This is a genomic window from Haloactinopolyspora sp. (genome assembly GCF_027324685.1).
GTDB lineage: Bacteria > Actinomycetota > Actinomycetes > Jiangellales > Jiangellaceae > Haloactinopolyspora.
The window spans coordinates 1-13,592 of sequence record NZ_DAHVSH010000172.1; the positions used below are offsets into that span (position 1 = coordinate 1).

Consider the following 13,592-nt stretch of genomic DNA (forward strand, 5'->3'; position numbering starts at 1 on the left):
GCATCGCGACTACTCGTCGACCGACGCGTACCTCGCGAGCGTGAAGTCGCGCCGGGACGACTGGCGCAGACTGCTCGCACCGCCCAGCCTGCAGGCTCAGGGCGAACCCGAGATCGGGACGTGCGTGGTCCCGGACAGCCGGTGGATCACCGTCAGTCTGGACCACCACCTCACGGCGCAAGGGATGCTGGTCGCTCCTGCGGGAGCCACGAAACTCGTCGTCTTCCAGCATGGCCTCGGGTCGACACCCGAGCGGGTCATGGGGATCGGCGACAGCGCCGAGGGCTACGACGCCGTCGGCGCTCGGCTCGTAGAGGCCGGGTATGCGGTACTGGCGCCGATGAACCTCATCGGGCTCGCGCCGCGTGACCGCGCCCAATCTCTGGCCCGGCTGGCCGGGACGACCATCGAGGGGCTCGAGTTCGCCCGTCTCCAGCAACTCCTCGCTGCGGTGGAACAGCTCGAGCCCGGCCTCGGCCGCGGGCCGTACGCCCTGGCCGGAATGAGCTGGGGTGGCATGGCCGCGCAGTTCTGGTCGCCGTTGGACGAGCGGATCGCAGCGGTGGCGTCACTGGGATTCTTCAACGACCGAGCCACGAAGATGGTCGTCCAGGACGCCCGCTACGTGACCTTCTACGACCAGAAGGTCAGCCACGCCTTCCTGCACGGACACCTGCTCGGATTCGGGGACGCCGATCTGGCCAGCCTGATCTGCCCGCGGCCGTTCATGGTGCAGCACGGCAAGGCCGACCGCATCGGCTGGTGGCCGCAGATCGTGGCCGAGTACGAGCGAGCCAAGGCGCATTGGGACCACCTCGGCGCCGGCGACCTCGTGTCCTTGCAGCTGCATTCCGGCGGGCACCAAGTCGACGGCGCGGGCCTGGTCGACTGGTTGTCGGTCCACTTTCCCGCCCATCGCTGAACGAGGCGCGATTCGCTTCCGCACCTGGAGCGAGCGACCGCGTCGACAAGTGAACTGAAGTAACACGTTTTGGTACCGAGTGCTACTCGACTGGAAGGCGTGTCACATGGAGTCTCGTCGCGCAGGACGATCCTTGTTCATCGGCAGCCGGCTTGTGGCCATGGCACTGGGGGTGGGACTGCTCGCGTCGACGTTCGGTACTGCGGTCGGCGCGGAGAGCAGGTCGGAGGCAGGCGGCTTTCCGAACGCCGGCTTCGAGGGTGACGTCGTCGACGGAACGCCAACAGGTTGGACACACCGCTACACGTCGGACACCGGCACCTTCGAGGTCGTGGACAGTCCGGTTCGCACGGGCTCGCAGGCGCTGCGGATGGTCGATCCCAGCGATGTCGATCAAATCGGCCTGTTGAGCGATCCGGCGCCCGTCATTCCGGGGCAGTCGTACGAGGCGGGCGTGTGGGCTCTCGTGGAACGCGGAATTCCGTCCTGGGTGATGTACTACTACGACGCCGACGGCGTGCAGATCGAGCAGATCCAGCACCGGATCCGGGTCGCGACCGGCGATTGGACCTGGGAATCGGAGCTGACGACCGCTCCGGAGAACGCCGCGACGGCGCGCTTCCTGCTCTACTCCTCCACGCTCGACGTGACCGACGTCGTGTGGGACGAGGTCTCCATCGATCCGGTACAACCGTGGCCCGAAGAGTCTCTCGGCCATCCGGTCGAGGCGGCGAACATCCTCGACGCCGACTACGACCTCGGCGCCGACGGCCGGTGGAAGGCGTACACGGTGACCGCGGCGGTTCCCGCCCGGTTCCAGGTCATCGACATCGAAACGGGCGCGCTAGAGGCCTCCGTGGAATTCCCATCGGGGGCGACGGGCTCGTGGTCTGTGCTCACGGCTTCTGACGGCACGGTCTACGTGGGTGTGTACAACAACGGCCACCTCTACCGGTGGCTCCCAGAGTCGGAGACTTTGCTCGACGTCGGGAAGGCGACGCCGAGTTCGCTCTACCTCTGGGATCTCGAGGAGGACGCCGAGGGACGCATCTGGGGCGGCACCTACCCCGAGGCCGAACTGTTCAGCTACGACCCGGAACTGGATGAATTCACCAACCACGGACGCCTGGGCGACGAGCAGTACGCCCGCAGTGTCGCGGTGTTGGGGGATTCGGTCTATGCGGGTCTGGGCAGCACCGAGCCGAGGATCATCGTCCATGACATCGCCACCGGTGCTCGTGACGAGATCGCCCTTCCCACCGAGCATCAGGACAATGAGTTCGTCTACGAGCTCGAGGCCCGTCAGCATCTGCTCTTCGCACGGTTGACGCCCGGAAACACCACCTTGGTGTACGACACCAAGCGCGGGGAGTGGATCGACGGGCTCGGGGCCACGAGCTTCGGTACGGTCTCTCCGGCTGGGCCTGACGGTGCCGTGTACTTCATCGACGCGCAACAACAGCTGCGTTCTTACGATCTTGAGACCGGCGAGATCGCAGACACCGGCGTGGGCGGCTTCCTCCCGGCGCGCGGCTTCGGCTGGGTGGAGCTCGACGGGGCGGAGTATCCGGGGCAGACGCTCACGTTCATGTACCAAACCGGAGAGATCGTCGGGTTCAATCCCGGCACGGGTGCAACCCGCACCGAGCTCAGCGAGGTCGTCAGCGCCCCGATCAAGATCCAGTCGATCGGCCTGGGCCCGGACGGTCGCGTGTACTCCGGGGGGTACATGTACGAGGGCATTGCCGCCTACGATCCCGCCACCGGCGAGACTCACACGTTTCCGCGAGGAGACGTCGGCCAGGTCGAGGGGATGCTGGCGCATGCCGGCGAGCTGTACCTCGGCAGCTACACACGAGCGAACCTCCACCGCTTCGACCCTGAGCAGGCCTGGGCGGGCGGGACGAATCCCGAACATCTCGGCTCGCTCGAGGCCCTTCACCAAGATCGACCGTTTGCCTGGACCTCGGTCGGATCGTTGATCGCCACCGGCACCGTGCCCGGCTACGGACACCTGGGTGGTGTCCTCGCCCTGTACGATCCTGCGGACGAGACGCTCGAGACCTTTCCCGACGTGGTCGAAGACCAGAGCATCGTGTCGCTGACGGCCATCGACGACACGATCTACGGATCCACCTCCATCTACGGTGGTCTCGGCTCGGTTCCCACCGCCGACACCGGGCGGGTGTTCGCCTGGGATGTCGACACGCGGAGCAAGCTCTGGGAAGTCGAGCTCTCGCCGGAGGCCGAGGCGATCACCGCGATCGAGGCTGGCCCCGACGGGTCGCTCTGGGCAGTCGACATGGGTGTGCTGTACGAGCTGGACCCTGCCACCGGCGAGGTCATGCGTTCCTCGACCCTCACACCGTACGTATGGCACGCAGCGTCGGTATGGGTGAACGCCGATCTGAAGTTCAACTCCGAAGGAAGCCTGTTCGCCCTCAGCCGCGGAACAGTGCTCCGAATCGATCGGGACACACTGCGTACCCGGACGCTGGCGACCGGCGCCACGAACTACTCTCTTGCCGTCGACGGCAACGACATCTATTTCGCCCGATCGGACGAGCTGGTTCGCGTTCGCGGACCCGAGCCTCCTCCACCTGCGTGGACCGCCGGACAGACCTACACCGGTGGCGACGTCGTCAGTCATGAGGGCGCGGTGTACGAGGCGTTGTGGTGGACTCGAGAGGAACCGGGTACGTCGGTGTGGGGTTCGTGGCAGGAGATCGCCACGGCCCCGGACGGCACGGCCGTCTGGACCGCCTCGAGGGTTTTCGACACTGGCGATGTCGTCAGGCATGGGGACCGGACCTACGTGGCGAAGTGGTGGACACGCAACGAGGAGCCGGGTGAGCGGGCAGGCCCGTGGGAGGTGCAGACTTCCTGACCCGGCGAGCCGCGCACAGGACCTGACGAGGGGCCTGTTCGAGACGGGCTCGAGCACTCACCTGATCTGAGAGAACCTTTTCTATCGCGGCCTCGGGCGCCGCGCAGCTGATCGCTCGGAAAGGACACGTCTGTATGAGATGGACGCGATCTGTCGGGATGGGCGCGCTAGCCGCCTTCGTCGCAGCAGCCGGGCTGACGCAGCCGGCCGTGGCCGAGAACACCAGCCGGACCGAACCGGTGATCGAAGATCTCGGACCCGCGATGACCACGGTGCGCAACACGCAATCAACGGCCGGCTACTGGACTGACGGCAGGCCGGTGCTCTACGCGACGTCGAGCCAGGCGGAGCAGTCGCTGCGGTTCTCCGTCATCGACATCGCGACCGGTGAGCAGCTGGACGAGGAAGTCGTCGACGAGGTCGCCCAGTCCCACCACGTCACGCTCGGCCCGGACGGCGACATCTACGTCGCGGGCTGGGGTCCGCGAGGCACCCTGTTGCGGTACGACCCCGACAGCGGCGAGATGCAGAACCTCGGCGAACCGATCCCGGGCGACACCGTCATCACCCGGATCGTCGAGGGACCCGACGGGCTGCTCTACGGCGGCGGACACCCCTCCGGCGAGGTCTTCAGCTTCGACACCGAGACCGACGAGGTCGAGAACCTCGGCGTCGCCGTCGAGGGCGAGCAGTATGCGCGAAGCCTGGCCTACGCTCCCGAGACGAACACGCTCTACGTGGGCACCGAGGGCAGCGTCATGCACCTCGTGGCGATCGACATGGAGACCGGCGAAAAGACCGCGATCCCGTCCCCGCCTTGGGCGCAGGCCGAAACCAGGCATTACGACCTCGCCTACGCCGACGGCCTGCTGTTCTCATACACCAGTCCCTCTCTGGACTGGCACGTCTACGATGTCGAAGCCGGTGAGTGGATCGACCAGGTGGTAGGCAATGCGCAGGGCGGCATGACCCGCCCCGACGAGAACGGCGACACCTACTTCGTCAATCTCACCGACCACCTGATGCGTTACGACATCGACGCCCAGCAGGCCAGTCCCGTCGGCTGGTCGCAGTCGCTGACCTCGGCCATGGGTGCGGCCGGCATCTCGCTCATCGATCTGCAGGACGCCGACTGGCCGGGTGAGACCGTCGTCGGGCTCGGCTCGCGTGGCGACCTGTGGCTGTGGAATCCGGCCACCGGCGAAGGCGAGGTACGGCAGACCGAGTCACCCGAGTTCCCGGTGACCATCCGGTCGCTGGGCCGCGGCTTCGACGAGCGAATCTACGTCGGCGGCAGTTCGGGCGGGGTCACCGTGAGCGCCTACGACACCGCCGCCGAGGAGTTCGTCCACTTCACCCGAGGCCCGTCGGCGCGGGTGGACGCCTGGGCCCATCTCGCCGGCAAGGTCTACTTCACCACCTACCCGCAGGCCGCGGTGTGGGAGTACGACCCGGCGGAGCCGTACGTGTGGGGACGCAACCCGCACGACCTGTTCGGCTACCTCAGCGAGCTGCACCAGGAACGCATCTACGCCTTCGAGGTCGTCGACGAGTCCTCGTTCGTCGTCGGCACCATCGGCGGGCGCGACATCAACACCGGTCTCTTGGTCCACTACGACGTGAACACGGGCACCAGGACCGATCTCGGAGCACCGATCGACGGCCTGAGCATCGCCTCACTCACCCACACCGGCGACTACCTGATCGGCGGCACCAGCATCGAGGTTCTCGGTGGCGAATCGCCGCACCCCGAGGCTCGGCTGTTCGTCTGGGATCTGACCACTCACGAGCTGGTGTGGGACGGCGCACCGATTCCCGGCGCTCGCGACTTCGGCGAGGTGATCGTCGACGACGACGGACTCCTGTGGGGCCTGACCTCGCAGGGCATCGTCTTCGCGTTCGATCTCGACACCAAGCAGGTAGTGGGCAGCGCCACCGTGGGGCGAGCAGGCGGAATCTGGGGCCACGGCTCCCTGGAATTCGGGGCGGACGGCCTGCTGTACGGCTCGACTGCTGACGGCGAGGTGTTCGTGCTCGATCCGGAGACCTTCCGGTCCAAGGTCCTCGCCGTCGGCGAGCATGCTGTGTTCGACGACCAGGGCCGTCTCTACTTCGGCGACCTGGGGCATCTCTACCGGTTGACCCCCGAGTCCGAACCGTTCCCGCCGGACACCGAGGCGCCGGTCATCGAACCGATCCCGCAGACGAAGGCGCGTGCGGGTGAGCAGGTGGAGATCCAGGTGGTCGCCACCGACGAGAGCCCGCTGACCTACGCGGCCTCCGGGCTGCCCGCCGGGCTCGAGATCGACGAGTCGGGCCTCATCTCCGGCGTGCCGACTCGCCCAGGGGCGTCGAACGTCACCGTCACGGTGACCGATGCCGCGGGCAACACCGACGAGGAGCGATTCCTGCTCGTCGTCACCGGTCCTCCTGTGGACCGCTGACCGGAAGGCAGCGGGCCCGGGGACGTATCTCGGGCCCGTTGCCACCCCTGCCGTACCGAGTCGACCGACACGAGGAGACAGGCACGTCATGACGAACGAGTCTCACCAGAGCACATCCGGCCAGCCCACCATCAGCCGCCGCGGACTTCTCGTCGGCACCACGGCCTTGGGACTGGCCGCCGCGCATGCGGTGACCACGGCTGGTGCCGGGCCGGCGGCGGCAGCCCCGGGCGAGCCCTTGGGGCCGATCAACTACGACAGCGCGGCCTTGACCGGCGCGGCCCGCGGTGCTGCCTACCTCGACGGCGCCGTCTACATCGCCTCGCGACACAACGTGGCCGAGGGCACGATTCGGCTCGCCGCGTTCGATCCGTTCACCGGCGAGGCGGTGTCGGTTCACGACCTCGACATCGGCGCCCGGTCCGGCAACAACGTACTCACCGCCGACGATCGCTACGTCTACATCGGCGCGGCAGGCAACGCCTCGGTCTGGCGGTTCGATCCGTCGACCGGTACGGCCGAGCCGTTCGCCCCGATCGGCACGGCCTCGACGTGGACCTACCGGCTGCGCGTCGACGGTGACGACCTGTGGATCGGGACCTACCCCACCGGTGCGCTGTTCCGCGCCGACCGCGCGACCGGGGCGGTCGAGGAGTTCGGCCAGGTCGGTCGTTCGCAATACACCACCGCCATCGCCGCCGATCCGGACTACGTCTACGCCGGCACGGCCGCACCCGGCGACCTTCGTGCCTACGCCCGCGACGGCTCCGTCGCGTACGAGCTCACGCCGTTCCTCGAAGACTCGCCAGTGGGGATCCTCGACGTCGCTGCGAGCAACGGGTTCGTCTACGTTTCCTGCGGCCGGTTCCTGATCTCGATGCGCCCGGACGGCTCGGAGCGCATCGTGCGCGACATCCCGGCCGACGACCGGTACATCGATCAGCTCACGGTGACGCCGGACGGGCGCGTCCTGGCCCTGGCCCGGCTGACCACCAACTACTACGAGATCACCGACGCCGGGTTCGACCTGCTGGGCACGCCGTGGCATGACGCCGAGAACGCGGGATTCTTCGCCGTCGACGACACCACCGTGGTCGGGGCCACCGGGCTCGGCCACGTGTGGAGCTCCACGATCGGCGGCGAGGCCATCGTCACCGAGACGGCGTCGCGCGGCTTCGGGTACCCGGAGAGCGTCCAGTCGATGCTGGCGCACCGCAACGGCACCGTCTGGGCGGCCGGACACTTCGCCATGACCGTGCATCATCCGAAGCGACGCAACAACGGCGCGGGCCACGGTAACCAGCAGCCGTCGCGCGTCCCGCCGGACCGCTTCGACATCGGCGGCGAGCCGAAATCGATGGCGCAGACCCGCTCGGGGACCGTGGTGGCCGGGCTGTACCCGTCGACCAGGATCGTGGCCATCCATCCCCACACCTATGAGATCCGTGACTTCGGCCCCATCGACAACGATCAGATGCGCCCGCTGGCCATGGCCTACGACAGCGTGCGCGACCAGGTGCTCGTCGCCACCACGGCCAAGCAGCGACTGCATACCGGCGCGTTGACCTTCGTCGACCCGCGCACCGGCGAGATGGAGGTCCGGCGCGACCTGTTGCCGAACCAGAATCTGCGCAACGTCGTCATCGCCGGTGACTACGCCTACGTCGCCGGCGACACGTTCGCCGAAGCCAGCGAGGAGCGTGAGCTGCTGGTCGCCAGCATCGCCGAGATCGATCTGCGCACCCGGACGGTGAGCCGCGTCTTCCAGCCCCGGGAGTGGGACTCCTACGAGGACATCCACGTGACAGACGGCGTGTTGTACGCGGTCGGCCGTCGGCCGAACGGGGCATGGTTCGCCTTCGACCTCGCCGCCGAAGAGGTCGTCCTGGAGGGCGACACCGGTGGCTATGGCGGGTTGGGTGGCCTACGCGGCCAGGTCTATTGCTGGAACGTCTTCGACCACAACATCCAGCGGCTCATCGCTGCCGACGGCGGTTCAGAGCACATCGTGTACGACGACGTGCCCAACGGCTGGTACAACCGGCCCGAGCTGGCTTTCGGGCACAACAAGCGCGGCGCTTGGGGCATGTACGGCACCGACCTGGCCTGGTTCCCGCTGCGCACGTGATCGCACCAGGCGAGCAGCACCGGCCGCACGACGTGCCGGCCGTCTCCCGCCGCACATCACGTCCCCGGCCGGCGCGGCCGGGGACTGCGGCCTCAGTGACGAAAGGACCGATCATGACGTCGACCAGGATCAACCGCCGGACACTGCTCGGAGGCGCGGCCGGGCTCGGCGCGGCGGCCGTGGGGGCCGGCTGGATCACCACGTCCGCGCGCGCTCGCGCCGCGGCGGAACTGCCGAATCCCGGCTTCGAAGAACTCACCGACGGCTGGCCCACGCGCTGGCGTGCCTTCAATGATGCTTCCCGGGCCAACATCACGATCGTCACGGACCCGGTCCACGGCGGTGCCAACGCGCTGCGCATCGACGACGACACCGCGACCGGTATCGGCGTGCGCAGCGCCGAGGTACCGGTCGAGGAGGGAACGTTCTACGAAGGCTCGATCTTCGCGCTGGTCGAGACCGGATCGTTCGTGCTCTATCTGGAGTTCTGGAATGCAGCCGGCACGCGGATCACCACGGCCACCAGGACTTTCGGTGACGTGGCCGGCTGGCAGCAGATCCGCATTCGCGCGCAGGCACCCTCCGGCGCCGTCGCGGCCACCGTCCTGCCCTACTCCGCGCAGAACAACACCGGTAGCGCGGTCTTCGACGACGCCGGCATCGCGACTGTCGAAGTGACCGAACCGGAGCTGTTCGGCACCGCCGCCCTCACCGGGGCGGTGCGCGGGGGTACCCGGATCGGCGACACGATCTACTTCACCTCACGCCACCCGGTGAACCAGGGCGCGGCCCGCCTCGGCGCGGTCGACTTCCGCACCGGGCAGCTCGAGTACACCGTCGATCTGGACCTGGGCAATGCCTCCGCCGGAAACATGATGTGCACCGACGGTACCCACGTGTACATCGGCTCCTCCGGCAGCCGCTACATCTGGCGGTACACACCCGGTGCCGACAGCGCGGAGGCGCTGGTCGATCTCGGCGCCTCGCGCTGGGTCTACTCGATGTCGGTGCACGGCGAGCACCTGTACTTCGGTACCTACAACGACGGCACCGTGCGCCGGGCGCGGTTGTCCGACGGCGTGATCGACGTCGTCTACGGCCGGGTGTCCACGTCGATGTACGCCACCGGTGCTGCCGCCGATGACGACTACGTCTACGGCGGGTCCAGCGCTCCGGGCCGGCTGCTGCGGTGGCCCAAGGAAGGCGGGGACCCCGTCGACCTGTCCGGCCACCTCAGCGACTCCCCGGTGGGCATCCTGGACATGCTCGTCACCGGTGGCAAGATCTACGTCGCCTGCGGCCGTCAGGTCATCAGTATGAACCCCGACGGCAGCGACCGGGTGAGCCGCGACATCCTGGAAGACGACCGGTACGTCGACAAGCTCACCGTGGCCGCCGACGGCTCGGTCTACGCCATCGCCCGGCTCACCACCAACGTGTACCGGGTCACCGAGACCGGGCTCGACCACGTCGCCCAGCCGTTCGACCACGTGGAGAACCAGTTCCTCGGCGTCGCCGACGACAACACGATCGTCGGTGTCACCGGGCTCGGCCAGGTCTGGTGGATCCCGCCGGGCGGCGAAGCGACCGTGTTCGACGCTGCCGAGACCGAGTTCGGCTATCCCGACGAGACGCAATCGATGCTGCGGCGCCGCAACGGCGACATCTGGGTCGGCGGGCACTTCGCGATGACGGTGCACCGCCTGAGCAGTGGTCAGGTCGACCGGTTCTTCGTCAACGGCGAGCCCAAGGCCATGGTGGAGGGATCGGACGGCACCGTCTACGCGGCGATGTACCCCAGCGCCCAAGTGCTGGCGATCCATCCCCGCACGTTCGAGGTCACGCTGCTGGGCAAGATCGAGGGCCAGATGCGGACGATGGACATGAACATCGACCACAAGCGCAATGTGCTGATGATCGGCACGGGTCCCAGCAGCGGTCGCTACGACGGCGCGCTCACATTCGTCGACCTCGACACCGGCGCCTTCGAGACCAGGAAGGACATCTTGCCGGACCACCGCGTCCACGGCATCGCCCACGACGACACCACGGCCTACGTCGTCGGCGACACGGTCGGCGAGGGCAATTCGCAGCCGCTGCTGCCCGTCGCGGAGGTGGCCGCCGTCGACCTGGACACCCGTGAAGTGCTGTGGCGACGGGTCCTGAAGGAGGACTGGCTCTCCTACGAAGACGTCCTGCTCGACGGCAACCTCCTGTACTTCATGGGCCGACGACCCAACGGCGGCTGGTTCGCCTACGACCTCAAGACCGAGCAGATCGTGCGAGAAGGTGACCTGGGCGGCTACGGCGCGTTCGGATCGGCCAAGGGTGCGATCTACGCCTGGGTGCACTTCGCCCTCGAGATCACCGAACTGCCGAGCAGGGTCAGCGAGACCGGGCAGACGCTGTACAGCCCGGTCCCGAACGGCTGGTACAACAACCCCTTCTTCAACATCACCGCCAATGGCAAGCACACGTGGGGGATGTGGGGTTCGCAACTGGCGCGGTTCGACCTGCCCGGCCCGGGACGGCGACGGTGACGAACACCTGACGGGCTGCCGTGGGCGGCCCGGTCCCGCACACGAAACGGGGCGCCGGCGGTCATGCCGGCGCCCCGTCTCGTTGGGTCTGTTCAGCTGTCGGCGACGTCAGCGCGCCAAGCGTCGATGTTCATCGCGATGAACTCCTCGTCGAGCAGGTCGGGATGACGCTTGCGAGCGAGCTCGATGCTGGCCTGTTGGCCGTCGGCGAGCTTCTCGCTGTCCGACAGGCACCGCGACGAGGTCAGCAGTCCCTGCTGGCGCAACACTTCGTTGACGCCCGCGATGGAACCGGCGAAGTTGTGCTCCGGGTCGAACACGGCCTGATTGATCGAGGTGATCTGCGTGGCGAGGTCCAGGAGCTCGCGGGGGACGCAGTCTCCGTCGATCGCCCAGATCTGCTGGGTGACCTCGACGGCGGCCTTGGTGCCGACGGCCCACTGGCCGAGCAGCCCGCCGGAGAAACGCACGGCCGTCGTGCGGTCGTCGCCGTAGTGGTGGGCGAGAACGAGGTCGGTGACGATGGCGTCGTCGTTGCCGGTGAGGAGCGCGACGTCGTCGCGACCGCTGAGCGCGACCGCTTCGGCGACGTCGCCGGTGCGGTAGCGGTCGAACGGGGCCACCTTGATCGCGACGAGATTCTCGATCTCCAGCAGCGACGTCCAGTACGCGGGCGACAGGTAACGGCCGCCGACCGCGTCCTGCATGTAGAAGCCCATGATCGGCATGACGTCCGCGACGGCACGGGCCCGCTCCAGCGACGCGGCCTCCGAACGGTCGGTCATGCCGTAGCCCGACAACAGCCCGGCGACGTAACCGAGCTCACGGGCGGTCTCAGCCTCCCGTACAGCCTGCTGCACGTCACCGCAGATGCCGGTGACGAGTGCGGCGCTCGACCCGACGTGGCCGGTCACGTCGGCGGCCTCGGTCAGCACCCGCGTGAACAGCGCGGGATCGTCGTGCACCTGGAACTGCGTGGTGTGTACGCCCATGGCGAGGCCGGTGGCCCCGGCAGCGAGGTAATAGCGCGACAGCAGCCGCTGCGCCGGCCAGTCCGGCCGGCCGTCCTCGGTGACGGCGAGAGGATGGGCGGGGATGATGTGGGGTGGTTGGCCGAGCACGTTCGTCATCAGAATCCCCCGTCACGTTGCTGGAACTTCGTCGGCTTGCCGAAACGACGACCGCCCGCATTGATCCATTCGGCCACCCACTCGATGATCGTCTCCGGGGTCACCGACGGGTATCCGTACAGCGTGTGGCACTTCGCGGCGTTCGACAGCAAGGCCGTGCCGGCCTCCTCGCCCTCGATCTTGAGATCCCAGCCCCCGGCGTCGGCGAGCCGCTGAGCGATGTAGCGAGTCGACAGCGTCTCCGGGCCGGTGGCGTTGAGGATCTCGGCTGGCGCGGCGGCGAGGCCCAGCGACTGCAACGACCACGCGGTGGAGTCCGCCTGCCACACGACGTTGACGGCGGGCATCGTGACGTCCACAGGTTGGCCGCCGGCGATCTTTTCCGCGATGTCGGCGATGACGCCGTAGCGCAGTTCGCACGCGTAGTTGAGCCGGTAGATCGTCGTGGGCGTGGCCCAGCGCTCGGCAGCTTGCGCGAACACCTGCTCACGAGCGGCGCACGATTGTGCGTACATGCCCACCGGGCCCAGTTCGTCGAGCTCGGTGCTGCCGCCCAGCTGCGTGGGGCGAAGCGGATAGACGTTGCCGGTGGAGTAGGCGACCGTGGGGACCCCGCGGTAGCGCGAGGCGCAGAACCCCGGTACGACGGCGTTGAGCCACCAGGTGAGCGATGGGTCGGAGGTGGAGCCGAACTTGTGCCCGAGCAGGTAGACGACGGCGCCCGCGTCGGGCAATCCGGCCCACGCGTCCGGGTCGCCGAGGTCTGCCGATACCACCTCGATTCCGTGCCTGCGGGCCTCGTCCGCGGCGGCCTGATCCGACCATCTCGACACGCTGACGACCTTGGCCGGGGATCCGGCTGAATCCAGCGCCCGGCGCGCCATGCGCGCCAGGGTGGGACCGACCTTCCCGCCGCCTCCCAGGAGAACCAGATCGCCCTCGATGCCGCTGAGCGTCTCGATGACGCCAGGGGTGGGGCGAGAAAGGATCTCGTCGAGCTCTTCCTCCGTGGTGGGGTTCAATCCTCTTCCTTCTCAGCTAGGGCACGAATAAAGTAAAGCTTTTCTGTTGTGGCGTCAACATACAGGGCTGGTGAGGTGCAGCGAAGCCGTCGGATATTTGTTCGAATTCTCGCGGCCTCATCCTAGAACTCCCGTCGCCAATTAAGGCCGTCCGAAACTCGGTGATACGGTGCTCCACAATTTTACGCGATGGTGCCGTGAACCTCACCCCTACAACGGAGGCAATGGTGGCGCCCGTGGGCCTGGAAGCGAGGAGAGCCTGAGATTCCGAGCGAGCGTGTCGCCGCTGCGGCTGACCGGCACCGCGTCGTGAGGACGTCGTGCCCCGGGTCGTGAAGATCGTTGTGGTGGATATTGCCGCTATAGTCCGCGCTGGGCCGCACGACGATCTTCACAACCTGCCGGACGCGGCACTCCGCCGCACGACGATCTTCACGACTGCCCGGACGCGGCGTTGGCCCGCATGACGATCACCACGACCGGCTCGCACGGCGGTCTCGCAGCCTGACCGCGGTCGTG

Annotated in this window: 7 protein-coding genes; 5 read left to right on the plus strand and 2 right to left on the minus strand. The window is 67.7% G+C overall.

Translation table 11 applies throughout. The features are described from left to right. From M6444_RS18655 to M6444_RS18675, 5 genes are all read left to right on the plus strand, one after another. A partial coding sequence (locus tag M6444_RS18655) for a hypothetical protein (RefSeq protein WP_298330951.1) occupies positions 1–922 on the plus strand: 922 nt, incomplete at its 5' end. 160 nt (positions 923–1,082) lie between these two features. Then, positions 1,083–3,809: a carbohydrate-binding protein gene (locus M6444_RS18660; protein ID WP_298330954.1), complete on the plus strand. Its 2,727-nt coding sequence runs from the start codon at positions 1,083–1,085 to the stop codon at positions 3,807–3,809. A 134-nt stretch (positions 3,810–3,943) separates the two neighbouring features. Beyond that, positions 3,944–6,253, plus strand: a complete 2,310-nt coding sequence (locus tag M6444_RS18665; protein ID WP_298330956.1) for a putative Ig domain-containing protein — start codon at positions 3,944–3,946, stop codon at positions 6,251–6,253. Positions 6,254–6,341: 88 nt separating this feature from the next. Continuing rightward, a complete protein-coding gene (locus M6444_RS18670) occupies positions 6,342–8,381 on the plus strand; it encodes a hypothetical protein (RefSeq protein ID WP_298330958.1) in 2,040 nt (679 codons plus the stop codon). Between the two features lie 113 nt (positions 8,382–8,494). Further along, complete coding sequence (locus M6444_RS18675) at positions 8,495–10,921, plus strand: hypothetical protein (RefSeq protein WP_298330960.1); 2,427 nt, start codon at positions 8,495–8,497, stop codon at positions 10,919–10,921. A gap of 92 nt (positions 10,922–11,013) precedes the next feature. Here the strand turns inward: M6444_RS18675 and M6444_RS18680 are convergent, their stop codons facing one another. Then, a complete protein-coding gene (locus M6444_RS18680) occupies positions 11,014–12,051 on the minus strand; it encodes a hypothetical protein (protein ID WP_298330962.1) in 1,038 nt (345 codons plus the stop codon). Further along, a complete protein-coding gene (locus M6444_RS18685) occupies positions 12,051–13,073 on the minus strand; it encodes an NAD-dependent epimerase/dehydratase family protein (protein WP_298330964.1) in 1,023 nt (340 codons plus the stop codon). Before M6444_RS18685 ends, M6444_RS18680 begins: the two co-directional genes overlap by 1 nt. Between the last annotated feature and the right edge of the window lie 519 nt (positions 13,074–13,592).